This is a genomic window from Nitratidesulfovibrio sp. SRB-5 (assembly GCF_019931275.1).
GTDB lineage: Bacteria > Desulfobacterota > Desulfovibrionia > Desulfovibrionales > Desulfovibrionaceae > Cupidesulfovibrio.
In genome coordinates, this window is record NZ_JAIOTY010000003.1 from 228,825 (window position 1) to 253,428 (window position 24,604).

At 67.2% G+C, this 24,604-nt stretch carries 21 protein-coding genes; 9 read left to right on the top strand and 12 right to left on the bottom strand.

Translation table 11 applies throughout. From position 1 onward, the window contains the following. Positions 1-3: 3 nt before the first annotated feature. Together K6142_RS14980 and queA are read right to left on the bottom strand one after the other, a co-directional pair. Positions 4-243 (bottom strand): 4Fe-4S binding protein, encoded by a 240-nt coding sequence (locus K6142_RS14980; RefSeq protein WP_007525344.1) that lies wholly within the window; start codon positions 241-243, stop codon positions 4-6. A gap of 362 nt (positions 244-605) precedes the next feature. Next, the gene (queA, locus tag K6142_RS14985; protein WP_411722711.1) at positions 606-1,817 is read right to left on the bottom strand and encodes a tRNA preQ1(34) S-adenosylmethionine ribosyltransferase-isomerase QueA; all 1,212 of its coding nucleotides are present in this window, start codon (positions 1,815-1,817) and stop codon (positions 606-608) included. 251 nt (positions 1,818-2,068) lie between these two features. Between queA and K6142_RS14990 the strand changes: the two genes are divergently transcribed. From K6142_RS14990 to K6142_RS15010, 5 genes are all read left to right on the top strand, one after another. Beyond that, on the top strand, positions 2,069-2,629 hold the full coding sequence (locus tag K6142_RS14990) for a hypothetical protein (protein WP_190244990.1): 561 nt from the start codon (positions 2,069-2,071) through the stop codon (positions 2,627-2,629). A 242-nt stretch (positions 2,630-2,871) separates the two neighbouring features. After that, complete coding sequence (coaBC, locus tag K6142_RS14995; RefSeq protein WP_190244989.1) at positions 2,872-4,119, top strand: bifunctional phosphopantothenoylcysteine decarboxylase/phosphopantothenate--cysteine ligase CoaBC; 1,248 nt, start codon at positions 2,872-2,874, stop codon at positions 4,117-4,119. Further along, positions 4,101-5,177, top strand: coding sequence for a hypothetical protein (locus tag K6142_RS15000; RefSeq protein ID WP_190244988.1), 1,077 nt, complete (start codon positions 4,101-4,103; stop codon positions 5,175-5,177). The genes coaBC and K6142_RS15000 overlap by 19 nt, the downstream gene beginning before the upstream one ends. A gap of 557 nt (positions 5,178-5,734) precedes the next feature. Next, on the top strand, positions 5,735-6,484 hold the full coding sequence (locus K6142_RS15005; protein ID WP_190244987.1) for a slipin family protein: 750 nt from the start codon (positions 5,735-5,737) through the stop codon (positions 6,482-6,484). A 409-nt stretch (positions 6,485-6,893) separates the two neighbouring features. After that, a complete protein-coding gene (locus K6142_RS15010; RefSeq protein WP_190244986.1) occupies positions 6,894-7,901 on the top strand; it encodes an NAD-dependent epimerase in 1,008 nt (335 codons plus the stop codon). 140 nt (positions 7,902-8,041) lie between these two features. Here K6142_RS15010 and K6142_RS15015 read toward each other — a convergent pair whose 3' ends face one another. Further along, positions 8,042-8,335 carry a hypothetical protein gene (locus K6142_RS15015; protein WP_190244985.1) on the bottom strand — a complete coding sequence of 98 codons (294 nt, stop codon included), beginning with the start codon at positions 8,333-8,335 and terminating at the stop codon, positions 8,042-8,044. Between the two features lie 206 nt (positions 8,336-8,541). Here K6142_RS15015 and K6142_RS15020 point away from each other — a divergent pair, with 206 nt between their 5' ends. After that, positions 8,542-9,330, top strand: coding sequence for a ParA family protein (locus tag K6142_RS15020; RefSeq protein WP_012613163.1), 789 nt, complete (start codon positions 8,542-8,544; stop codon positions 9,328-9,330). A gap of 43 nt (positions 9,331-9,373) precedes the next feature. On the opposite strand, the gene K6142_RS15025 is transcribed toward K6142_RS15020, so the two are convergent. Further along, positions 9,374-9,784: a hypothetical protein gene (locus tag K6142_RS15025; protein ID WP_012613162.1), complete on the bottom strand. Its 411-nt coding sequence runs from the start codon at positions 9,782-9,784 to the stop codon at positions 9,374-9,376. A gap of 91 nt (positions 9,785-9,875) precedes the next feature. Between K6142_RS15025 and K6142_RS15030 the strand changes: the two genes are divergently transcribed. The 3 genes from K6142_RS15030 (at position 9,876) to K6142_RS15040 (ending at position 12,642) form a co-directional block, all read left to right on the top strand. After that, entirely contained in the window at positions 9,876-10,808 is a 933-nt protein-coding gene (locus K6142_RS15030; RefSeq protein ID WP_190244984.1) for a ParB/RepB/Spo0J family partition protein, read from the top strand. Between the two features lie 61 nt (positions 10,809-10,869). Continuing rightward, positions 10,870-11,895, top strand: a complete 1,026-nt coding sequence (locus K6142_RS15035; protein WP_190244983.1) for a bifunctional heptose 7-phosphate kinase/heptose 1-phosphate adenyltransferase — start codon at positions 10,870-10,872, stop codon at positions 11,893-11,895. 342 nt (positions 11,896-12,237) lie between these two features. Next, positions 12,238-12,642, top strand: a complete 405-nt coding sequence (locus K6142_RS15040; protein ID WP_190244982.1) for a DnaJ family domain-containing protein — start codon at positions 12,238-12,240, stop codon at positions 12,640-12,642. A 106-nt stretch (positions 12,643-12,748) separates the two neighbouring features. Here K6142_RS15040 and K6142_RS15045 read toward each other — a convergent pair whose 3' ends face one another. The 8 genes from K6142_RS15045 to metE all read right to left on the bottom strand — a co-directional run bounded on the left by K6142_RS15045 (position 12,749) and on the right by metE (position 24,560). Beyond that, entirely contained in the window at positions 12,749-14,323 is a 1,575-nt protein-coding gene (locus K6142_RS15045) for a transcription antitermination factor NusB (RefSeq protein ID WP_190244981.1), read from the bottom strand. Next, a complete protein-coding gene (locus K6142_RS15050; RefSeq protein WP_190244980.1) occupies positions 14,320-15,408 on the bottom strand; it encodes a DUF116 domain-containing protein in 1,089 nt (362 codons plus the stop codon). The genes K6142_RS15045 and K6142_RS15050 overlap by 4 nt, the downstream gene beginning before the upstream one ends. Positions 15,409-15,624: 216 nt before the next feature. Next, on the bottom strand, positions 15,625-16,698 hold the full coding sequence (fmt, locus tag K6142_RS15055; RefSeq protein WP_411722712.1) for a methionyl-tRNA formyltransferase: 1,074 nt from the start codon (positions 16,696-16,698) through the stop codon (positions 15,625-15,627). A gap of 37 nt (positions 16,699-16,735) precedes the next feature. Continuing rightward, on the bottom strand, positions 16,736-17,290 hold the full coding sequence (gene def / locus K6142_RS15060) for a peptide deformylase (RefSeq protein WP_190244979.1): 555 nt from the start codon (positions 17,288-17,290) through the stop codon (positions 16,736-16,738). A gap of 150 nt (positions 17,291-17,440) precedes the next feature. Further along, positions 17,441-19,285, bottom strand: a complete 1,845-nt coding sequence (aspS, locus tag K6142_RS15065; protein WP_190244978.1) for an aspartate--tRNA ligase — start codon at positions 19,283-19,285, stop codon at positions 17,441-17,443. A 211-nt stretch (positions 19,286-19,496) separates the two neighbouring features. Beyond that, a complete protein-coding gene (hisS, locus tag K6142_RS15070) occupies positions 19,497-20,777 on the bottom strand; it encodes a histidine--tRNA ligase (protein ID WP_190244977.1) in 1,281 nt (426 codons plus the stop codon). Between the two features lie 309 nt (positions 20,778-21,086). Beyond that, positions 21,087-21,893 carry a class I SAM-dependent methyltransferase gene (locus tag K6142_RS15075; protein WP_190244976.1) on the bottom strand — a complete coding sequence of 269 codons (807 nt, stop codon included), beginning with the start codon at positions 21,891-21,893 and terminating at the stop codon, positions 21,087-21,089. A gap of 324 nt (positions 21,894-22,217) precedes the next feature. After that, complete coding sequence (gene metE / locus K6142_RS15080) at positions 22,218-24,560, bottom strand: 5-methyltetrahydropteroyltriglutamate--homocysteine S-methyltransferase (protein ID WP_223380923.1); 2,343 nt, start codon at positions 24,558-24,560, stop codon at positions 22,218-22,220. Between the last annotated feature and the right edge of the window lie 44 nt (positions 24,561-24,604).

The following is a 24,604-nucleotide window of genomic DNA, read 5'->3' on the forward strand; positions in this document are numbered from 1 at the left end:
GGGCTACTCCTTCCCGGCCTTCTTGGCCTTGCGCGACTTGATGACGCGGATGGCGACGTCCGGACAGATCAGCGCGCACGAGGCGCAACCGGTACAGTCCTTCATGGCATCCGCCGGAACCTCGGCGACCTTGTAGCCCTGCCTGTTGAAGCGCGAGGACTGCACGATGATGCCCTTGGGGCACACCGTGGTGCACAGCAGGCACCCCTTGCAGCGCTCGTCCAGAAATACGACCCGTGACATGAAACCGTCCTTTGGGATGGAGGTTCGAAAGGCTGGTGGATGTGCTGCGCGCCCGGCGGTGGCCGGGTGCGCGCCGCTGCGCTATCTGCCGCCGGAGCGGCATGCCGGTGGCGGCGGTGTCTGCCCGATGGGGTGTACCATGCGGCAGCCTTCGTGCTCGCCGTCGTGCGCGCCGTCGTGCGCGCCGTGGTGCACGCCGTGGTGCGCGTGGTCGTGCCCGCTGTTTCCGGCAGGCGTGGCCGCACCGCGCGGCGGCTTCTACCTATAGGACAAGTTCCGCCGCTTTTCAAAGCATGGTGCGGTGCCTGTCGAACTGGGCAGACGTACCGCACTTTCGGGGTGTTGTTGCGCGCAACTGCCCGTCACAACAGCAGCATGGCATCGCCGTACGAGAAGAAGCGGTACCCGCGCGCCACCGCCTCTGCATAGGCGGACAGCACCCGCCTGCGCCCGGCAAAGGCGGAAACCAGCATCAGCAGCGACGATTCCGGCAGATGGAAATTGGTGATGATGTGGTCCGCCACCGTGAACCGGTAGCCCGGCTTGATGAAGATGTCCGTCCAGCCGGTGAAGGCGCGCACTTCGCCGCAGGCGCGCACCGTGCCTTCCAGGGTGCGGGTGGACGTGGTGCCCACGGTGACCACCGGCCTGCCTTCCGCCTTGGCCGCGCGGATGGCGGCGGCGGTGGCCTCGCCCACCTCGATGTATTCGCGGTGCATGGCATGCTGGCGGATGTCCGCGCAGCGCACCGGGCTGAAGGTGCCGTAGCCCACGTACAGGGTCACTTCGGCCCACTTCCGGTCCGTGGCGGCCAGGCGGGCGCGCAGGTCGTCGGTAAAGTGCAGCCCGGCGGTGGGGGCGGCCACGGAGCCGAGGCGGCTGTCGTCGGCGTACACGGTCTGGTAGCGGTCGCGGTCTTCCTGCGCGTCTGTCGACGATACGCCCGTTTCACGACGGATGTACGGGGGCAGGGGCAGGTGCCCCTGTTGCAGGAACAGCTGGCGCAGGTCGCCCATCCAGTGCAGGCGCACCGCGCTGCGCCCGAAGTCGCCGGGCTGGATCACCTCCACCCGCAGGTGCGGGCCGAAGTCCATGACGTCGCCGGGGCGTATCTTTTTGGAAGCGCGCAGCAGCCCTTCGGCGGGCACGCTGCGCCAGCCTGCGCCTTCATCGCGCAGGCCGTCGCCCGTGCTGGCGTGTCCGCTGCCGGCCCCGGCGTCGCCCCCGGCCAGGTCCTCCAGCAGGGGCAGGGGCGTCAGCAGCAGGAACTCCACCTTGCCGCCCGTGGGGCGCAGGCCCAGCAGCCGGGCGGGCAGCACCTTGGAATTGTTGGCCACCAGCAGGCAGCCTTCCGGCAGGTGGTCGCACAGGTCCGCGAAGCGGGCGTGGGTCAGCGCAGCCGCGCCCCCTTTTTCCATGGCCCGGCGGTCCAGCACCAGCAGGCGCGAACCGCCCCGTTCCGGGGCGGGGTGCTGGGCTATCTGGTCTTCCGGCAGGTGGAAGCGGTACGATTCCAGCCGGTCGTCTTCGGGTATGCCGTTCGCGTCGGCGCCGGTGCCCGTGGTGTCGTGCATCTGTTCGTGTCCGGTGTTGCCCATCGTCTCATCCATACGCATATATTCCTCGCGGGGCCTGCCCCGCGTGGTGCATGCCGTTTGCAGTCCGGCACGACATCCGCTAGTGTCGGCGCAGTCTTCGCGGTGGGCGCAGCCCCCCGCATGGCCCGTCCACGGGCCGCACCGAAATACCGCCGGGCACTGCCGACCGGTAGCGGATGCCGCCGAAAGAACATGGCCGTCCGCATCATCAAGCACAGGAGAACCCCATGCGCAAGCTCGTCATAGCCGCCGCCCTTACCGCCACCCTGTTCACCGTGCAGGGCTGCTCTTCCACGTCCATCAGCAACCCGTTCGAACCCTCCCCGCCCGCCAACGTGAACGAGGTGTACTATGGCGAGTTTCGCGACGTGCCCATTCCCAGCGACATGACCGAGCAGACCAAGTACACGGCGGTGTCGCAGAATTCCGACGGCTCCAAGACCGGCACCCAGGTGTTCGAGGGGCGCATCGACCGGCAGTCGCTGGTCAACGCCATGATCCACAACATGACCCGCCAGGGCTGGGCGCTGCGCTCGGTGTTCCGTGGCCAGCGCAGTGTGCTGCTGTTCGAAAAGGCCGACCGCAACGCCATCCTGGGCATTACCGATGGCCAGGCCTACTCCACGCTGGAAGTGTGGGTGGCCCAGCGCCTGCCTGAAGGTGCGGGCGTTTCCGCTGGCGCGAACACCGCGTCGGAAGGATCGTACCCCACCGGCAACTTCTCGGTGGCGCCCAATGCGCCGGCTCCTTCCGGCGGCGGCGTGAAGGAACAGGGCCTTTCGCAGTAGTCCGTCCGACGGCGGCTGTCCAGTGCACCGACGTGCCGCTGCCTGACGCTGCCAGACGTTGCAGCGGCATGACCGCAACAGGTGCCGCCGTGGCAGCACGGCGCTCGTCGTCGCGGGCGTTTCGGCGTCGGTTTGCCGACGCATGGCGCAGGCCCGCGCCGCCTGTCGCGCGGCCCTGCCTGCATCCCGCCTGCCAGTAACCGGATACGCCCAGCCGCACGCTGCTGCGTGCCAGAGGGACCATGGACGCGCATCTCGCCTTTACCCGCTTCACAGGCCGCAGGCTCCACCTTGGGGTCTGCGGTTCCATCGCGGCCTACAAGGCTCCCGACTTTGTGCGCATGTGGCGCGATGCGGGCATGGACGTGGGCGTCACCCTTACCGATGCCGCCCGGCGGTTCATTGCCCCGCTGACCTTTGCGGCGCTGGGGGCATCGCCGGTGTTCACCACCATGTTCGCAGGCGGGCAGCCCGGCGGTGATTCCGCCGCGTCACCTGACGACGACGTGTTCGGGCACCTCATGCCCGGGCAGTCGGCGCATGCCTTCGTTATTGCTCCGGCCAGCGCCTCCACCATGGCCCGGCTTGCGCACGGCCTTGCCGACGACATGCTCTCGGCGCAGGCGTTGGCCTTTCCCGGACTGCTGGTCATTGCCCCGGCCATGAACCCGAAAATGTGGGCCAACCCCGCCACGCAGGATAATGTGGACACGCTGCGTCGCCGTGGCCACGTGGTGGTGGAGCCCGGCTGCGGGCGCACCGCGTGCATGGAGGAAGGGCAGGGCAGGCTGGCCGACCCGCGCGATGTCTATCTGCACGGCCTGCGCGCCGCATCCGCGCAGGACATGCAGGGCAGGCGCGTGCTGGTCACCCTTGGCCCCACGCGCGAACAATGGGACGGCGTGCGCTACTGGACCAACCCCTCCAGCGGCACCATGGGCGCGGCGGTGGCCGTGGCCCTGTGGCTGCGTGGGGCAGAGGTGCACGCCGTGTGCGGCCCCGGCACGCCGTGGCTGCCCATGGGCATCGCCCGGCACGACGTTACCGGCGCGCGCCAGATGTTCGACGCCGCCGACGCGGTGTGGGATGCCATGGACGCGGGCGTGTTCACCGCCGCCGTGGCCGACTTCAGCCCTGTTCCGCTGGGCGCGGAAAAATTCAAGAAGGCCGATGCGCGGGACGGCTTCAGCGTGGCCTTCACCCCCAACCCGGACATTCTGGCCACCCTGGGCACGCGCAAGCGCGACGGGCAGACCGTTGTGGGCTTTGCCGCCGAAACATCCGGCCTTGCGGAAAGCATGGCCCGCAAGCTGGCCGCCAAGAACGCGGACATGATCGTGGGCAATCTGGTGGGCGGCGCGGATGCCGGTTTCGGCTCCGCAACCAACCGCGTCACCGTGCTGGCCAAGGGCGGAGAACCGGAGGAATGGCCGGTGCTGCCCAAGCCCGACGTGGCATGGAGGATCGTGGATTGGCTCGCCCGCCGCTAGGCCTGCTGGAAACCCTGCGCCCGTGGCATGGCGCGGGCCTGTTGCACGTGCTGCTGCCCGAAGGGCAGGGCGCTGCGGCTGGTGATGCGCCCGCTGCGGACGCCACCGGTGGCGTTGCGCAAGCCGCCAATGGTGGTGACCCTGCCGCCGATGCCCCGGACATGCGCGCGTTTCCCGCTGCCTGCGATGCGCCCCGGTCCATGCAGGGCGACCCTTCCTTCGATCCGGACGCCTACGACATTCCTCCGGACCCCTCTGATTCCATGGATTCTCCGTACGCCCATGGCGACGTGTCCATGGGCATGGGGCGTGGTCCGTACTCTGATGGTGGTGCCGCCATGGGGCGTGGTGCCGGACCCGCGCAAGGCTACCGCCAGCCTCCTCCTCGCCCCGCGCAACCCGCCAGCCCCGCGCAGACTTCCAGCCAGACCGGACAGACCAGACAGGCCGCGCAGCCCGCACCCGGCGCAGGCCTTGCGGAAGCCTTGCCGCCAGTGGCGAGCGGCCCTGTCGCCAGTCAGTTGCCGCCCGAACAGTGGCCGGGCCCGTGGCGCGCGCTGCTGGGCAAGACCCCGCAACCCGCCCCCGTGCTGTGGACATACTGGGCGTTGGGACTGGATCTTTCCGGCTGCGCCGACGCCGCCAGGCGCGATACCTTGCGCCGCATCCTGGGTGCGTTGCAGCAGCCAAAGGGCAGCAATGCGTTCTGGCCCGTGGCCATGCCGGTCGCCATGCCGGTCGCCATGCCGGAAACGGGCGGCGAAACCGCGTCTTCCCCTGCCAATGATGCCGCTGCACAGGCCACGGAACCCGCGTGCGATCCCGGATTGTTCCTGGCCGGGGTGGAGCGCATTGCGCCCCGCCTGGTTGTGGTCATGGGGTCCAAGGCCCTGCGCGCCTTCGCGCCGGATCTGCGCGCCCGCCCGTATCAGCAGATACCGTGGCGGGGCAGGTTGCTCATCGTCCTGCCGGACATGGACAACCTGATCGCCGCACCAGCCACGGTGGAGGCGGTCATCGCGTACCTGCGCACGGCGCTCAAGCCCGCCACGCTGTAGCCGCCCTTGGGGCCGTGGCGGCAGCGCATCTGCCTTCCGTTGCCATCCCCTGCGTAGCCGCAGCCCTTCTCTTTTCCATTCCGTATCCGCTGCGGCTTTGGCCCGGTTCTCTGCTGTTTGTGCGCCCCTGTGCCCGATCATGCGCGCCGACCTGCACCGGACCCTGCGCCCGGGCATGTGTTTTCCTTCCGCCAGCCGACCCTTGGCTGTCTGCTTGGCCGTCCGCTCGGCCTGTTGCGCATTCTTCCGCTCGTCCTTTCGCTCGTCCTGTCCTTCGTCCGGGCGCTCGTCCGTGTGTTCATCCGGGCATCCATCTGGGCATCCATCCGGGCGCGAGAGATCATTGCACGCGTCTTTCATGGCGTTGCGCAGGCCCGCGTGCTTCACGTGCCAATGCATCCCTGTCTGCGCTTGTGGCGCATTTTCTCCCGCCCGTTTGCGCAAATCCGTGGCGCTCGTCCTGTCCCGTTGTTATGATGACTGTACAGGTCCGTTTGCGCCCGCCCCGCCGGGTTTCCGGAACAACGCCCCGTGCTGCGGCCCTGCCGGAGGTTTCCATGTTCGACATCGCCCCCATTCTTGCCCCCGTAGCAGCCCTGGCCGTGCTGGTGCTGGTGGCCTCGCTGAAGGTGCTCAACGAATACGAGCGGGCCGTGCTCTTCCGTCTGGGGCGGCTCATACAGCCCAAGGGCCCCGGCCTGATCATCGTCATACCGGTCATCGACCGCATGGTGCGGGTGGGCATGCGCGTGCTGACCATGGACGTGCCCAATCAGGACGTCATCACCCGCGACAACGTCTCCATCCAGGTCAATGCCGTGGTCTACTTTCGCGTGGTGGACCCGGTGAAGGCCATCAACGAGGTGGAGGACTATCTGTACGCCACCTCGCAACTGGCCCAGACCACCCTGCGCAGCGTGTGCGGCGGCGTGGAACTGGACGATCTGCTGGCCCACCGCGACAAGGTCAATCAGGACATCAAGTCGCTGCTGGACACCCAGACCGAGGAGTGGGGCATTGCCGTGCAGTCTGTGGAACTGAAACACATCGACTTGCCGCAGGAAATGCAGCGCGCCATGGCCAAGCAGGCCGAGGCGGAACGCGAGCGCCGGGCGAAGGTCATCAGCGCCGAGGGTGAATTCCAGGCGGCGGACAAGCTGGCCCAGGCGGCGTCCATCATCGCCTCGCACCCGGAGGCCCTGCAATTGCGCTACCTGCAAACCATCCGTGAGATGGCGTCGGAGAGCAAATCCACGGTGCTACCCATTCCGCTGGACCTGCTGCGCGGCCAGTTGCCCAAGGGATAGGGCATCCGGTGCCGTGCCGGGCTGTGCGACAGTTCCGGCTTACAGCGGCACGGGACAAGCCCTTACGTGGCATGACATGCGCATGACATGGCATGGCTGGCCATGACTGGGCAGGGTCGGCAGATTGTAGCGCCCATGTCTGTCATGTCGGTCATGTCGGCCATGGCGTCCATGTGCCGTGAAGACCATCCCCGTCCATCACGAGTCTGGGCAGAACGTTTCAGACAAGGCAGGCGGTTCGGTGCGCGGATGAAGCAGCGTGCCGTGCCGCCTTTCCCTTGTGCCCGTCTTCCGCTACTCTCGCCCCGTTGTCACGCAGCCGCCCGGGGTGCTCCCTCGTGCAGGCGGCCACCCCGTACCGGGCAGGGCGCATCGCCCGCCCGTGCAACAGCCATCACAGGACGCCATCATGCATATTCTCGTCACCGGCGCTGCCGGGTTCATCGGCTACCATCTTTCGCGCCGCTTTCTGGAGGCCGGGCACACCGTGGTGGGCCTGGATTGCCTGAACGACTACTATGACGTGCAGCTGAAGAAGGACCGCCTGAAGCAGTTGGAGCCGTACCCCGGCTTCGCCTTTGCCCAACTGGACATGGCCGATGACGCGGGCATGGACGCCCTGTTCGCGGGGCAGAAGTTCACCCACGTGGTCAACCTGGCCGCCCAGGCCGGGGTGCGCTATTCGCTCAAGAATCCCCGTTCGTACGTCCAGTCCAACCTGGTGGGCTTTGGCAACATTCTGGAAGGCTGCCGCCACAACGGCGTGCGGCACCTGGTGTATGCCTCGTCCAGTTCCGTCTACGGGCTGAACACGGCCATGCCCTTCAGCGCGCACCACAACGTGGACCACCCCATCAGCCTGTACGCCGCTTCCAAAAAGGCCAACGAGCTGATGGCCCACACCTACAGCCACCTGTACCGGCTGCCCACCACGGGCTTGCGCTTCTTTACCGTGTACGGGCCGTGGGGCAGGCCGGACATGGCGCTGTACCTGTTCACCAGGGCCATTCTGGAAGGCAAACCCATCAACGTGTTCAATGAAGGGCGCATGCGGCGCGACTTCACCTATATTGACGACATCGTGGAAGGGGTGGTGCGCGTGACCGAGCGCACCCCGCAACCCAACCCGGAATGGCGCGGCGATGCGCCGGACCCCTCCACCAGTCCGGCCCCGTACCGCATCTACAACATCGGCAACAACAATGCCGTCGAGCTTGGGCGGTTCATTGAGATTCTGGAAGACTGCCTTGGTCGCAAGGCCGTGCGCAACCTGATGCCCATGCAGCCGGGCGACGTGGAAGCCACCTACGCCGATGTGGACGATCTGATCCGCGATACCGGCTTCAAGCCGCACACGCCGCTGGAGCAGGGCATAGAGGCGTTCGTGCGCTGGTTCCGCGACTACTACAGGATGTAGCTCCCCTTGCGCGTTACGGCCCGGTTTCCCACGGCTTGAGTGGTGAGCCTTTCTCGTTTCTTCATTGTTCAAGCCGCATTGCCATGCATGCGTCCCGGGCGCCTTCCGTAAGGAGGGCGCCCGTTGTTTCATGTGAAACTTCACATGTGGCCGGAATGGCTGTCTGTTGATTCCTGTTGATGCTTGTGACCATCCGGTTCCGCAATGCCGTTTAGCTTCGGGGCTTGTCCTCTTGCCGCTGCGGTGTCGCCAGTGGAGCAGGGCGGCTTGCCGGGCAGTCCGCCGTGTTGCGGGTTACCCTGATCGGCCATGATGCCAGCAAGCCGAGAGCTTAGGTGTTTTGCCTTCACTCTTTGTGGCACGCGCAGCCATGCGGTCTTGTTGGGTGCCTGCCGCGATGACCGGAATTGTATCCTGCCGACATGAAAGGCCATGCTCTCTCTTCGGGGCTTGCGAGGGGGTGTCGCTCGTCCTTTGCTTTAACGTTTTGCGTGTTGACAGGGTGTCGTGCCTCAACTAGCTATAACCCTGTGCTTGGCGAGCCCGGCGGCGCTTTCAGCCGCCGTTTTACCCACTCCGGCGCACGCACGTTTCATGTGAAACATGAATTTTGCCTCTTACCCCAACAGGATAGGCAGCCGTGGCACGAATCATCGCAGTCGCCAACCAGAAGGGCGGCGTGGGCAAGACCACCTCTTCCCTCAACCTCGCCGCTTCTCTCGCCATCATGGAAAAAAAGGTGCTGCTGGTCGACTGCGACCCGCAGGCCAACTCCACCAGCGGTCTCGGCATCGACCAGGAGGAGGTGCGCCACAACCTCTACTCGGTGTTCTTTCAGCCCGATGAGGTGGTAGAGGCCATCTACCCCACCCAGACGCCGTACCTGTCCATTCTGCCTTCCACAACCGACCTGGTGGCGCTGGAACTGGAGCTGGTCGACAAGATGGCGCGGGAATATTACCTGGCCGACCTGCTGAAGCCGCTGGACAGCCGGTTCGACTACATCATCCTCGACTGCCCGCCGTCGCTGGGGCTGATAACCCTGAACGCCCTGTGCGCCGCACGCGAACTGCTGATCCCCCTTCAGTGCGAGTTTTTCGCGCTGGAAGGCATCGTCAAGCTGCTGCAAACGTACGAGCAGGTGAAGAAGCGGCTGAACCCCGGCCTGTCCTTGCTGGGGGTGGTGCTGACCATGTACGACGTGCGCAACAAGCTGTCGCGACAGGTGAAGAACGAGGTGCGCAAGTGCTTCCCGGACCACCTGTTCGAAACGGTCATTCCGCGCAATGTGCGACTTTCGGAGGCGCCAAGCCACGGCAAGTCCATCATCCACTACGACATCAAGTCCAAGGGTGCGGAATCGTACCTGGCGCTGGCCAAGGAAGTGGTGCTGCGCAGGCCGCAGCGGCGCGAAGGGCAGGGCGGATAGGTTTGAAAGGCGGTTCGCCGCGCTGGTGCGCGGCGAACCGTGTCTATTTGGGGCTGGCGGGCGTGAATTCGAAGCAGATGTGGTCCTTGAAGTGCTTCTTGCGCACCGAGGCGCCACACTTCACGCAGTCGAAGACCAGCATCCCGCTCAGGGTTGCATTGCGCAGCCGGAACGGGTGAAAGGGGTCTTTCTCCCAGTCTTCGGTGGCGGCGCCGCAGCAATCGCAGTGCACGTCCGCGCACAGAGGATACTTGAAGTCCCAGTAGTCCTTGAACGTCTGCCAGTCGTCCATGGGCTCCGGCCTGGCGGTGGGGTACATTCTTTCGAGGGCCTGCTCCAGCAGGGGCGCCACCTTGCCCTGCACGGCGGCCCATACCTGCGGGCTCAGCAATACGCCGTAGAGTTCGCCATGGCGGTCGTGCAGGTGCACCACATGCGCTTCACGTTCGGTCATCCGGTTGCCACTCCGTAAGGGTGTTTGTTCGTCAGTCCACAGATTTAGGTAAAGATTCAGGTCAATGCGGCCCAAAGTCAAGGAGAACACGATGGCAGGACCTTCGCGCGGATTAGGCAGGGGACTCGATGCCCTGTTCAAGGGCTATCAGGAACAGCCCAAGCCCTCGGACATCCGCACGCTGCCCTTGCGCGCGCTGCGCCCCAACCCCGGCCAGCCCCGCAAGCTGTTCACGGAAGCGGCGCTGGAAGAACTGGCCGCCTCCATCCGCAGCCAGGGCGTATTGCAGCCTTTGCTGGTGCGGCCCATTCCGGGCACGGAAGGGCAGGCCGAAGGCGCGTCGCAGGCCTACGAAATCGTGGCGGGCGAGCGTCGCTGGCGGGCCAGCCAGATGGCCGGGCTGCGCGAAGTGCCCGTGCTCATCCGAGAACTGACCGATCAGGAAACACTGGCCGTCGCGCTTATCGAAAACCTGCAGCGCGAAGACCTGAACCCCATGGAAGAAGCGCTGGCCATGCAGGAACTGCGCGAGCAGTTCGGCCTGAGCCAGGAAGATCTGGCCCAGAAGCTGGGCAAGAGCCGCCCCGCAGTGGCCAACACCCTGCGCCTGCTGCATCTGCCGGAAGCCGCCCGTGAAGACCTGCGCGAAGCGCGGTTGTCCGCCGGGCACGCCCGCGCCCTGCTTACCGTCACCGATCCGGAGCCGCAAGACACCTTGCGCCGGCGCATCCTGTCCGACAGGCTTTCCGTGCGCGAGGCGGAAGCCGCTGCCGCCCACTGGCGGGACCGGGGTGCCTTGCCAGAGCCGCTGGCCGTTCCGCCCAAAAGGGAAGAGGCCCGCCCCGTGCGCCCGCCGCACCGGGTTGCGCCGTCCATGCGCAGCCTGCAAGGCCGCCTGCACGAGGCGCTGAGCCTGCGCGTATCGGTGAGCGGCACGGAAGAGAAGGGCAAGATCACCCTCAATTTCGAATCGCCGGAGCAGCTTGCGCAGCTTCTGTCACGGCTTGGGCTGGAGCAGCGTTAAGGCTGGTTCCTTGTTTTATGCCTGCCCACAGGTTTCGTATTACACTTTGCAGGATGAATTGATGGTCAACTACAGCATCGATGGCGCCGCACTGAGCGCGCTGGTGGCCCGTCTGGCGGGCGCCCGCGTGTGCGTGGTGGGCGACGTGATGATCGACGAATACCTGGTGGGCGATGCACAGCGCATTTCTCCCGAAGCGCCCGTGCCCGTCATCAGCGTGTCCGAGGACCGCCACCTGGTGGGCGGCGCGGGCAACGTGGCCAAGAACATCCGCACCCTGGGGGGTGTTCCGCGCCTTGTCAGCGTGTGCGGCAACGGTCCGCGTTCCGCGCTGCTGCGCCGCGTGCTGCGGGACGAGGGCGTGGACGCCGCGTTCGTGGAAATTCCGGGACGGCCCACCACCCTCAAGACCCGCGTCATTGCCCGGCAGCAGCAGATGCTGCGCATAGACCGCGAGGAAACCAGCCCCATCGGCGGCCAGCACCTGGCCGATCTGCTGCGGCTTGTGGATGCGGCCAGCGCCGACTGCAACGTGGTCATCGTGTCCGACTACGGCAAGGGCGTGGTGACCGGCGAGTTCATGGACGGGCTGGAAATGCTGTGGGCGCAGCGCGGCACGCGCCCCGCCGTGCTGGTGGACCCCAAGACGCCCAATTTCCATCTGTACCGCAACGTGTTCATGCCCACGCCCAATGCCAAGGAAACCAGCGAAGGCGCGCACCTGCCCACGGGCACCCGCGACGAAATCCTGGCTGCCGGGCGGGCCATCTTCGACAAGCTGCACTGCCAGCACCTGCTGACCACCCTTGGTCCCAAAGGCATGGCCCTGTTCGAGGCCGCAGACAAGGTGTGGCACATCCCCACCACCGCGCGCAGCGTGTTCGACGTTACCGGCGCCGGGGATACGGTCATCGCCACCGTTGCCCTGGCCCTTGCAGCCGGGGTGGATTTGCTGGAAAGCTGCGTGCTGGCCAACTACGCTGCGGGCATCGTGGTGGGGCAGGTTGGGGCGGCATCCGTGCTGCCGGATGAACTGCGCGAGGCCATCGCCACCCTGCCGGTGCCGCACGTGGACCGGTGGGCCTGAACATCGCCCTTGATCCGTTGTTTTGCAGGGCTCCCGAATGGGAGCCCTGCTTGTTTTGGTGACGATGTGCGATTTCACGTGAAACATGAAGTGTAAACGCAGATGGAAACGTAATACGTTTTGTTGGCGTTTCTGAGCCGCCTTTAAGTGGGGTGGCGCGCCAGAACGCGGGGAGGGCGCGAGCCGCACGGGGCAGGCACAGGGCATTGCCGAACGCGGGGTGGGGGCGTATGCGCAGAAAAAACCGTGCAGAGCCGGTGCCCCGCGCAGGATGTTTTTTTGTCTTTCACTGTGGCGGGCGCAGCGCGCCCACGCAGGCCCACCCGCCATGCCGGAGGTTTCATGAACGCCATAACGCTCATTGCCGAGCGGCGCATAGCAGAGGCGCAGGAAGAGGGCGCATTCGACAACCTGCCGGGTGCCGGACGCCCGCTGGACCTGGAGGACGACTCCATGGTGCCCGAAGACCTGCGCATGGCCTGCAAGGTGCTCCGCAACGCGGGCTACCTGCCGCCCCAGCTGGAAACAGCACGCGAGATACAGACGGTGATGGACTTGCTGGAAAATTGTTCGGACGAGCGCGAGAAGTATCGCCAGATGCAGAAGCTGAACCTGCTGCTGCGCAAGGTGGGCGCCAGCCGGAACCGTCCGCTGAACTTCGAGGAGTACGAAGCGTATTACCGAAGCATGGTCAGCCGGATGCGTGTGGCGGGGCAATCTGCTGACGGCAAGGACGACAAGGCGTAACCGGCGACAGGCGAAAAGTCGCCGCCAGGCGAGCGCGCACGCAAAGGGGCGCCCGAAGCTGTATGCTCCGGGCGCCCCTTTGCGTCGCGATGGGAGGCGAGCGCGGTTACCCCTTGCGCAGCACCACGCCGAAAAAGAATTCACGGGCCGGGGTGTCGGCGGGGGTGGTGTGCTGCGCTTCGACAATGACGGGGGCAGCACTGGCGGCACCGGTCGGGGATAGCAGACGTTCGACCTGCGCCTCGTTCTCGGCGGGGTTCAGGGTGCAGGTGATGTACACCAGCCGACCACCCGTGGGCAGCACGGACAGGGCGGCATCAAGTATCCTGCCTTGCAACGCGGCAAGCGCGTCGAGGTCGGCGGGAGAGCGGCGCAGCTTGATGTCCGGGCGGCGGGAAAGGGTACCCAGTCCGGAACAGGGCGCATCGATGAGAATGGTGCGGAAGGCGCCCGCGCTGGCCGTTCCAACATTTGTGACCGGCGTGTCTGGTGTGACTGGCTGAACTGGCGGAACTGGCCGGGCCGGGCCACCCGGACCGCCTGCGGGGCAGGTGCCGTCCGTTGCGCAGGGCGGTTGCGTTGCGGAGGCACGGACAATGGCGGGCACGGCAAGGCCCAGCCGTTCGGCATCGGCACGCAGGCCACGCAGGCGGCCCGCATTGGGGTCGCTGCACAGGCCCACGTCCACGCCGCGCTCCAGCAGGGCCAGCGCCTTGCCGCCGCGCCCGCAGCAGGCATCCCACACCGGGCCTTCCCAGGTATCCGGGCGCAATGCGTCCAGCACTTCCTGCGATGCCGCGCCCTGACGCGACAGCAGCCCCGCGCGTTCCAGCGCGGCAACCTCGGCCGGAAATCCGCCGACGGGAAAGACCACCCCGGCATGGCCGCAGGCGGTGCCGCCGTGATCCGCAATCAACTGGTCACGCAGCGTCTGCCAGCCGGGACGGGCGGCATTGACGCGCACCGCCGGGGCCGGAGCCTGGGCGCTGGACGCCAGCAGGTCTGTTGCGCGGTCCATGCCGTATGCATCGCACCACAGGTCCACCAGCCAGCGCGGTGCGGCATGGTGCACGGACAGGAAATCGCGCGGGTCCGGCAGGTCGGCGTGGTACATCTCCGCGTTGCGGGCATCGCCGCCCAGCCGGGCCACGTTGCGCAGCACCGCGTTGGCCAGCTTGCCGAGACCGGGGCCGAAGCGCTGGCGGATGTGGGTGACGGCCCAGTCCACCGCCGCGTAGTCGGGGATGCGGTCAAGGTGCACGATTTCGTGCGCGGCCACGCCAAGGGTCAGCAAGGCCTCCGGCGGCAACTTCTCCGGGGCTGTCAGGAAGCGGCGCAGGAGCCACGAAATGCGGATTTCCGACCGCAGATACCCGTAGACGAGTTCCGTGGCCAAGGCTGCGTCCTGACGCGAAATTCCGGCATGCCGCAATGCGGAACCGTCTGGTGTGGTCGAGGAGGCGTTTGCGACGTGTGTGGTGCTATTGCTGGCAGATGCCTTGCTTGCGTTTGCGCGTGCGCTCGCTTCATTGCGTGCGGCAGCATCCGCAAGCACGGCGTCCAGTGCGGCCTGCACTTCCTGCCCCTTGCGCAGCACCTTGTCCAAGGCGGCAAGGGCAGCGGCACGAGCCGGAGGCAGGGGGGCCCCCTTTGCGTGGGGTTGGGGACGCCGGGCGCTCATTGCGGTTCCGACGGCGCGGCGGACGCCTCTGCGGGGGAAGAGGCCGCAGGCGTGCCTTCCTGCGGGCGCTGGTCGCGGGCTGTGGCAACACCGGCATCATGGGGGCTCACGGCATGCCGGACGCCCGGGGAATGTCCGCTGCCGGCCCCGAAGGTGGCATCGGCAACGGAGCCCGGCATGCCAGTTGCGGGAGCACCGTGAGAGCCGGGTGCCGCGCGAGTCGTGTCAGCTTCCGCAACATCTGTCGCATCATCTTCCGCGACATTTTCTGCAACATCGGGCGGCAGCACGTTCAGGAAGTGGCGCAGGGCCTTTTCCACGTTGAGCAGGCTGACCAGCGTGTCCAGGCAGGGGCCGTTGGGCCGCTCGTTGAGCACGCCGTACACCGGGATAGGGTGGGTGTCCTGGATGCCGCTGGCAAGGTCGCGTTCGCAGGCCACGGCAATGATCAGCCGGGGGCGCTCCTTGACCACGATACGCCGGGCGATGGTGCCGCCGGTGGCTATGGCCAGCTTGACGCCGTAGCGGTCGCGCAGGGCCAGCAGCCGCTCTATGGGGCACTGGCCGCAGCGCTTGCAGTGGTCCACGCCGTAGGTCAGGCGCACCGCGCAGTTGCTGGACTGCAGGCAGTGCGGCAGCAGGATCAGCACGTCCGACGGGGCAAAGCTGCCCGTCTCGCCGCGCACCAGCTCGTTGTTGACCTTGATGAACGAGTGGCGCACCTCTTCGCGCGAGATGCCGAACAGCCGCCCCAGCAGCTCCATGAGCGGCAGGAACAGCTTTACCGCCACGCCGCGCACCCGTTGCGAGCCGAACCAGGGCCGCCCGGTGTAGATGTGCAGCACAAGCCCCAGCGTGGCCCACACGATGAGCGCAATGCACGCCACCAGCAGGGCCCCGGTGATGTCCGGCACCAGCGGATGGATGTTGCCCAGTCCGATGTACGGGATGATCCACCCCACCAGCAGCACCAGGCACAGGGCGGCGGACGTCAGGCTGATGAGCCCGATGAACAGCCGCTTGCGGGCGCCGTGGTAGTCCTCTCGCGGGAGGGAATCCGGGTTCTTGCGGATGGGCATGGACATGGCTTTCGTACTTGCTAGGCGCGGAAAAGGGTGGGTACGCGGTGCCCGGGGGGGCCGGGGATGTTCCGGGGCTGGTCCGGTGATGACCTGGGGCCGGGGCGTGATACGTCGTTGTCGGGCCGTACCGGTACAGGGCCGGATGCGGACGGGGTGCGCCACTCGGGTCGGGCCACACCTGCAAGGTGGTGGCCCTGTGGCAGCGCCTGCGTCAGCCGCCTACACGCACACGGCAAGGCCGCCGTCGCACTCGCAGGCGTTCAGGTAGCCGCACAGAAAGGCGCGGGCATCCATGGGCTTGCGGTCCGCCGGGCGGATGGAATCCACAAGGTACAGCCGGTCGGCGCAGGCGATGGCCAGTTGCTCGTCCACCAGCCCGACTATCGTGCCGGGAGCGGCGCCCTCGTATTCCGGGGCCTCCGACCGCAACGGGCCGATGCGACCGGGGCCCAGGGACACGCGCAGTTCCTTCTGGACCGTACCGCTCTGGAGCCCCTGACTCTGCCGTTGAATGGTGCAGTACGCGCCGGGCCACGGGGTAACCCCGCGAATGTGCGCGTGCACCTGCACAGCAGTGCGGTTCCAGTCGATGAGGCCGTCGGCCTTGGTCAGCTTGGCGGCGTAGGTGGCCCGGTCGTGATCCTGCGGAATGGCCACGGCGGTGCCGTCGGCCAGCTTGCCCAGCGCCACGGTCAGCAGCCTGCCGCCGAGCTCGGCCAGCTGGTCGTGCAGGTCGCCCGCAGTGTCGCCGATGCCGATGCCCATGGCCTTTTGCAGCAGCATGGGGCCGGTATCCAGGCTGGCTTCCATGCGCATGATGGTTACCCCGGTCACGGCGTCACCGGCCATGACGGCGCGCTGGATGGGCGCTGCACCGCGCAGGCGCGGCAGCAGCGAGGCATGCACGTTGACGGGGCCAAGGCGCGGGATGTCCAGCACCGATTGCGGCAGGATAAGCCCGTAGGCGGCCACCACCAGCACGTCGGGCCGCAGGGAGCGCAATTCCGCAACGGCTTCCTCGGTCTTGAAATTCAGGGGCTGGTACACCGGCACGCCGTGTTCCATGGCCAGCAGTTTCACTTCGGGCGGCCTGCACTGCTGGCCGCGCCCGCAGGGGCGGTCCGGCTGGGTGTACGCGGCGATCACCTCGCAGCCGTCCCATTCCAGCAGGTGGCGCATGATTACCGAGGCAAAGCCGGGCGTGCCCATGAACACCACGCGCAGGGGTTCGCGCGGCGCGGCGGGTTCCGTCACCACCCGTGCGGCGTCCGTATTACCGTTGCCGTCCGGCATGGCGCCATCACCGTGCACTGCGTCCTGCCCGGTCATGCTAGCGCGCTCCCGTGCGCGTTCTGGCTGCTGCCGTGGGCATGGGCCGGGGCGCGTTCTTCTGCATCTTCTTGACGCGCGAATCGTACAGGGTGCGCTTCAGCCTGCTGATGTGGTCGATGAACAGGGTGCCCTTCAGGTGGTCCACCTCATGTTGCAGGCATACGGCCAGCAGGCCGTCCGCGTCCATGCACACCTCGTTGCCGTCCAGGTCGCGCGCGGTCAGGCGCACCGTGTCGCTGCGGGTGACCGTGGCGCGGTAGCCGCCGGGCACCGACAGGCAGCCTTCCTCCGAGTCGATCTTGTCGCCAGTCAGCTCCAGCCGGGGGTTCACGAAGGTCATCAGCGCCTCGCGCTTTTCCGGGCCGGACACGTCCACCACGATCAGGCGGCAGTGCTCGCCCACCTGGGGCGCGGCAAGGCCAATGCCGTCCTGCCGGTACATGGTTTCGGCCATGTCTGCGGCAAGCTGACGGATTTCATCGGTAATCTCGGTGATGTCCTCGCATTCGACGGCAAGGCGCGGATCGGGATATTGCAGCACTTCTCGGATCATGGGCGGTCCTGTGATGTGGGCGTTTGATGCGATCACCCTACGGTAAGCACGCCGTGCGGGCAAGGAAAGGGCAGAGAACAGGGGGCGAAGCGACGGGGGAGGAAGGCGCGCGGCCCTCCTCCCCCGTACGGAGCAGACAATGTGCGGGGTCTAGCCCTGCGGAGCGTTGGGCGCGCCGTCCTTGCCCGTTTCGCGCAGGCGCAGGCCCAGGTCGCGCAGCTGGCGGGCGGATACGCTGTCCGGCGCCTGGGTGAGCAGGCAGGTGGCCTTCTGGGTCTTGGGGAAGGCGATGACGTCGCGGATGGACGACGAGCCGGTAAGCAGCATGGCCAGACGGTCCATGCCGAAGGCGATGCCGCCGTGCGGCGGGGCGCCCATTTCCAGCGCCTGGGTCAGGAAGCCGAACTGCGCTTCCGCTTCTTCCGGCGAGAAGCCGAGTGCCGCGAACATGCGGCGCTGCTTTTCCGCCGTGTGGTTGCGGATGGAGCCGCCGCCCAGTTCGTAGCCGTTCAGCACCATGTCGTAGGCGCGGGCGCGGGCCGCCGCCGGGTTCTCGACCATGACGTCCATGTGGCCGTCCTTGGGCGAGGTGAACGGATGGTGGCAGGCCACGTAGCGCTTCTCTTCCTCGTCGTATTCGAACAGCGGGAAGTCGGTCACCCACAGGAAGTTGAAGGCGTTCTCGTCGATGAGGCCCAGGTGCTCGCCAAGGCGCACGCGCAGGTTGCCCAGCGCCGCGTTGACCATGCCCGGCGCGCCCGCCTGGAAGAACACGATGTCGCCCGTTTCAAGGCCCAGCGCGTCCTTCAGCCCGGCGCGTTCCTCGTCGGACAGGAACTTGGCGATGGGCGACTGCCATTCGTCGGGCCGGATCTTGATCCAGGCCAGGCCCTGCGCGCCGTAGATCTTCACGAACTCGGTGAATTCGTCGATCTCCTTGCGGGTCATGGTTTCGCCGCCGGGCACGCGCATGGCCTTGACCAGCTCCGCCGTGGCGAACAGCTTGAAGTTGGAGCCGCGCACGATGTGCGTGACGTCCTGCAACTCCAGCCCGAAGCGGGTGTCCGGCTTGTCCACGCCGTAGCGGGCCATGGCGTCGTCATAGCTCATGCGCGGGAAGGGGGTGGCGATCTCGCGGTCCAGCGCGTCGCGGAACACGCGGGCCATCAGGCCTTCGGCCATGGCCATCACCTGTTCCTCGTCCACGAAGCTCATCTCGATATCGATCTGGGTGAACTCCAGCTGGCGGTCGGCGCGCATGTCCTCGTCGCGGAAGCAGCGCACGATCTGGTAGTAGCGCTCCATGCCCGACATCATCAGCAGCTGCTTGAACAGCTGGGGCGACTGCGGCAGGGCGTAGAACTGGCCCTGGTTCAGGCGGCTGGGCACCAGGAAGTCGCGCGCGCCTTCCGGCGTGGACTTGGTGAGGTAGGGCGTCTCGATCTCGAGAAAGCCCAGCTCGTCCAGGTAACGGCGGGTGGCCTGCGCGGCCTTGTGGCGCACGATGAAGTTGTTGGCCATGCGCGGGCGGCGCAGGTCGAGGTAGCGGTACTGCAGGCGCAGGTTCTCGCTGGCCTCGGTGCGGTCCTCGATGACGAAGGCGGGCGTCCTGGAGGTGTTCAGCAGCTTCCATTCGGAAACGTACACCTCGATCTCGCCGGTCTTCATGCCGGGGTTGGTCATGCCCTCGGGCCGGGGCCGCACGGTGCCGCGAATGGCCAGCACGTATTCAGAGCGGATGATGTGCGCGCGCTCATGCGCGGCGGGATTGACGTCAGGGCTGAACACGATCTGGGTAAGGCCCTGGCGGTCGCGCAGGTCCACGAAAATGAGGCCGCCGTGGTCGCGGCGGTACTGCACCCAGCCCATCAGGCAGACTTCGGCCCCGGTGTCGGCGGCGGTAAGGGTGGCGCAATCGTGGCTGCGCACCCAGTCGCCCAGGGGTTCGATGTACTGCTGGTGTTCCTGTTGGACGTCAAGTTTCTGATCGCTCATGAACGGTTCCTTTGGATGTTACCCGAGGATGACAAGGCTGAAAGGATTCCGGGTGGCCTCTTTGACGCGTTACGGGCATCAAGGGGTTCTTCGGCTATGAATTTTCGAATGCTGACGCAGTGGCGACGAGGACTGTTTTCAGAGCAGGGTTTCGTCCTTTGGCAGGCGCCGTTTGACGACGCCACCGGGCGAAAGGCCGATTTGGACAGCCCTATACGGCTGCCACGGCCTCGCCCTGCGGCACGCTGCGCTGCTCGCCGCTGTCCATGTCCTTGATGACCACGGTGCCGTTGGCCATCTCGTCGCCGCCCAGCAGCAGGGTGCAGCGCGCGCCGGTGCGTCCGGCCTGGCGCATCTGGCCCTTGATGCCGCGCGCGGCAAAGGACACCTCGCCCGCCTTGCCCGCCGCGCGCAGTTCCTGCGCAAGCAGCATGGCCGCGTCCGCCGCAGCCGGGTCCAGCACGGCGATGTAGAAATCGGGCCGCTTCTTTTCCAGCGCGGGCATCATCAGGGCCAGGCGTTCCATGCCGCAGGCAAAGCCCACGCCGGGCACGTCGGGGCCGCCCAGTTGCGCCACCAGGCCGTCATACCGCCCGCCGCCCGCCACCGACGACTGCGCGCCGATGGAGCCGGACACCACCTCGAAGGTGGTGCGGTTGTAGTAGTCCAGCCCGCGCACCAGGCGCGGGGTGAGCACGTAGGGCAACTGCGCGGCGTCGAACACGCGCAGCACCGTGTCGAAGTGGCTGCGGCATTCCGGGCAGTTGTGGTCGATGATGCGCGGGGCCTCGGCGGTCAGCTCGCGGCAGGTGGGCACCTTGCAGTCCAGCACCCGCAACGGGTTGGTGTCGATGCGGCGACGGCAGTCCTCGCACAGCGATTCGCGGTCGATGGAATCCAGAAAGTCGCGCAGCGCGGCCCGGTACACCGGGCGGCATTCGCGGCAGCCCAGCGAGTTCACCTGCAACGAAAGGTCGGTCAGCCCCAGTTCGCGCAGGAAGGTCATGAGCATCAGCACCAGTTCGGCGTCGGCCTGCGGTTCCTGCGGGCCAAGGCATTCGCAGTTGATCTGGTGGAACTGGCGCATGCGGCCCTTCTGCGGGCGCTCGTAGCGGAACATGGGGCCGGTGGTGAACAGCTTGGAGACCGGCTCCTGCGCGTGGCGGCCCGCATCGATGAACGCGCGCATGACGCCCGCCGTGGCTTCCGGGCGCAGGGTCAGCGAACGGCCCTTGCGGTCGGGGAAGGTGTACATTTCCTTCTGCACCACGTCGGTCTCGGTGCCGATGGAGCGGCAGAACAGTTCGGTGCGTTCCAGCAGCGGGGTGCGCAGTTCGGCGTAGCCGTAGCGGCCAAACACCTCGCGCGCGGTGTTCTCCATGAAGGTGAACACGTCGCTGTCGGGGCTGAACATGTCGGCGAACCCCTTGATGGTGCTCACCTTGTCGCTCGTAACCTTTTGTGCGGTCTTGTCGGAATTGTTGGTGCTCATGGCTCGCTTCCGGATGCAGGCTTGCGCGGCAGGGGGCATGCGCACGGCACGCCGCGCCCCGCCGGTGCGGAAACAGCCATGGATAGTCCAATGGGCGGGTATTGTCAAAATCGTCGAATATCACGCGCGCGGAATGGCCCCGGCAGGCCGAGGCACTAGGGCAGGCCTGAACGGCCCGGGCGGGCAGAAGGCGGCGCGGCATGGGCCGGGAATGGCCTGGAATGGAGCGGATTGACTCGGATTGGACCCTTTATGGCCCATGCTTGGCGCAAGTTTGGTCCGGATATGGGCCCGATGCGGGCAGTCCGGCTACTCCTCGTGCTTTCTGCGGCAGGAAAAGCCGTCCGTGGCGGCCTGACGTCCGGGCGCCATGCGCGACACGGCGGCCTTGCCCGTGCGCAGCATCAGCGGGGTGACCGGCATGCGGCGGCCAAAGTCCATGCGCATGGCCACGTACGCCCCGAACGGCGAAAGGCTGATCCAGCCGTTCAGCATCTCGAACAGCCGCGATTCTCGCCAGGTGCAGGCCGGGCCGTGCAGCACCGAGCGCATGGTGACGGAGCAGGACACCCCCGTGCCGCGCACCAGCCCGTACATGGAGGGCACGCTGAACCAGCGCGCCTGCCGCAGCAAGGAACCGCGCAGCCCCGGCATGGGCACCCCGTGGGTGGGGTAGTAGGGCGAAATACGGTTCAGGAAGGCCACCAGCACCCCGCGTGAAGCCACCCGGAACGCTTCCGCCAGCGCCGCCGCCGGGTCGGGCACGAATTCCAGGCAGGTCAGCAGGGCCACGTAGTCAAAGGCGTCGTCATCAAAGGGCAGGTGGTCGGCCACGCCAAGGTGAAAGTCCGCCCGGCAGTGCATGCGCTCGCGCGCGGCCTCCAGCATGGCCTCGCTGCTGTCCAGCCCCGTGACGTCGAACCCCGCGCCCCAGAACGATTCCAGAAATACCCCCGGACCGCAGCCCACCTCCAGCAGGGTGTGCCCGCGCCGTGGCCAGCCAGACACCATGTGGTGCAGCAGCCGCTGCTCGTGCCGCACCGCAAACGCCCCCCGGGGCGTCTCCAGCCACTGCATGTAGCCCCGCACCGTGTCCGCATCCCACCGCTGATTCATGCGCCTCCCCATTGCTTCCGGCATCCGGTTTGCGCGCAGCATACGCCAAGACCACCCGCGCGAAAAGGGTGTGGGGCGGAGGGACGTGGGGGAAGATGGGGAGGTGGATCATGGGGGAAAGGAAGGAGAAACCGGGGGCGGGGAAACCCACCCCTTCCCACAAAACGTTTCAATTGGGGGGCATCGCAGGGGAAGGGCTTGGGATACTGCGGTTACGCATTGCGGAGCCTACCCTAACTAAAAAGTTTAGGGGGGAGGGGTCCGGGGAGGGGACCCTTTTTAAAGGGTCCCCTCCCCGGTCATTCTTTCAAGTCCTTCTTCTGGCTACACCCCTTCGCGCACCCGTGCGGCAGCTGCCACGAGGTGGGCGAGGCTGGCGCGGGTTTCGGGCCAGTCGCGGGTTTTCAGGCCGCAGTCGGGGTTGGCCCACAGGCGGTCCAGGGGCAGGACGCGGGTGGCGGCGCGGAGCAGGGTTTCCATTTCGTCGATGGAGGGCACGCGCGGGCTGTGGATGTCGTACACGCCGGGGCCGACCTCGTTGGGGTAGGCGTGGGTGGCGAAGACCTCCAGCAGCTCCATGCGGCTGCGGCTGGCTTCCAGGCTGATGACGTCGGCGTCCAGGGCGGCCACGTGGTCGATGATGTCGTGGAAGTCGCAGTAGCACATGTGGGTATGAATCTGGGTGGCGTCCCGCACGCCGGACGAGGCCAGGCGGAACGCGCCCACGGCGGCGTCGAGGTAGGCGGCATGGGCGGCGCGGCGCAGGGGCAGGCCCTCGCGCAGGGCGGGCTCGTCGATCTGGATGACGCCGATGCCCGCGGCCTCAAGGTCGGCCACCTCGTCGCGGATGGCCAGGGCAAGCTGGCGGAAGACCACGGGCCGGGGCACGTCATCACGGACAAAACTCCAGCAGGCGATGGTGACCGGGCCGGTGAGCATGCCTTTGACCGGCTTTTGGGTCAGCGCCTGGGCATGGGTGATCCAGCGCACGGTCATGGGGCCGGGGCGCGAGACGTCGCCGTAGAGCAGGGGCGGCTTGACGCAGCGGGTGCCGTAGCTCTGCACCCAGCCGTTGGCGGTGATGCAGAACCCGCGTAACTGCTCGCCAAAGTACTCCACCATGTCGTTGCGCTCCGGCTCGCCGTGCACCAGCACGTCCAGCCCAAGGGCCTCCTGCTCGCGGATGGCGGTGGCGATGGCCTCGCGCATGGCGGTGTCGTACTGGGCCTCGGTGATCTGGCCGGTGCGCAGCTTGCGGCGCTGGGCGCGGATGTCGGCGGTCTGGGGGAACGAGCCGATGGTGGTGGTGGGCAGCACGGGCAGGCGCAACGCGGCGCGCTGGGCAGCGATGCGGGCGGTGTAGGGCGTGGCGCGCCAGCCCATTTCCGGGGTGACGGTGCCTGCGCGGACCGCAACGGCGGGGTCGTGGATGACCGGGCTTGCGGCGCGCGCGGCCAGCGCGGCCCGGTTGCGGGCCAGGGCGGCGGCGGTTTCCGGCGCGTCGGCGCGGCCATTCAGGTCGCACATGTCGGCCACCAGGCGCACCTCTGCGCACTTCTGTCTGGCAAAGGCCAGCCACTGCGCCACTTCCGGGTCCAGCCCGGTTTCCGCGTCGAGGTCCACGGGGCTGTGCAGCAGCGAGCAGGAGGGGGCCACCCACACCCGGTCCGGGCCAAGGGCGGCCACGGCGGCGCGCACCGGCGCGGCGGCCTTGTCCGCGTCCACGCGCCACACGTTGCGGCCATTGATGACGCCAAGGGAAAGCGCAATGCCGGATTGCGACACGGATTGTGGCAGGCCGGTATCGGCGGGCTGCCGTGCGGCAGCGCGGGTCAGGATGTCCAGCGCCGGGGCCAGGTCTTCCGGGCCGCGCACCAGGTCCAGATGCAGCACGTCCACAGGGAGGGACAGTGCCGTTGCCAGGTTGTCGCCCACCGGGGCGAAGTAGCTGGCCAGCAGCAGGGTGGCGTCCGGTACGGCCACGCGCAGCCGGGCGTAGGCGGGCACGAAGCGCGAGCGGATGTCGTCGGCGAGGTCCAGCGAAAGAATGGGCTCGTCCAGCTGGATCAGCGGGCAGCGGGCGGCCACGTCGCGCAGCAGCGCGCCGTAGGCGTCGAGCAGGGCGGGCAGCAGCGACCAGCGGGTGCCGCCATCCACGCGTTTGGACAGCCACAGGAAGGTCATGGGGCCGGGCAGCACCGCCTTGGGGGTGAAACCCGCCGCCAGCGCCTCGTCGATCCGGGCCAGCAGGGGGGCGGCGTCAGGCGCGAAGGTGGTGGCCGCGTCCAGTTCCGGGACCAGGTAGTGGTAGTTGGTGTCGAACCACTTGGTCATTTCCAGCGGGGCCACGGGCTGGTCGCCGCCCTGGCCGCGCGCCATGCGGAACATCAGGTCTATGTCGCGCGGAGCATCGCCGTTGCGGAAGCGCGGGGGGATGACGCCCAGCAGCAGGGCGGCGTCCAGGATGTGGTCGTACAGGGCGAAGTCGCCCACGGGCACCACGTCGATGCCCGCCTCGCGCTGGAGGGTCCAGTTGCGCAGGCGGATGGCGCGCGCGGCGTCCTCCAGTTGCTGCCGCGTGGCGGCGCCTTTCCAGTAGTCCTCGACGGCCTTTTTCAGTTCACGGTTGCCGCCGATGCGCGGAAAACCAAGGGTGTGGGTACGCATTGCCACCTCCGGAATGCGTGAAGACAGGTGAGAGCGATTCGCGA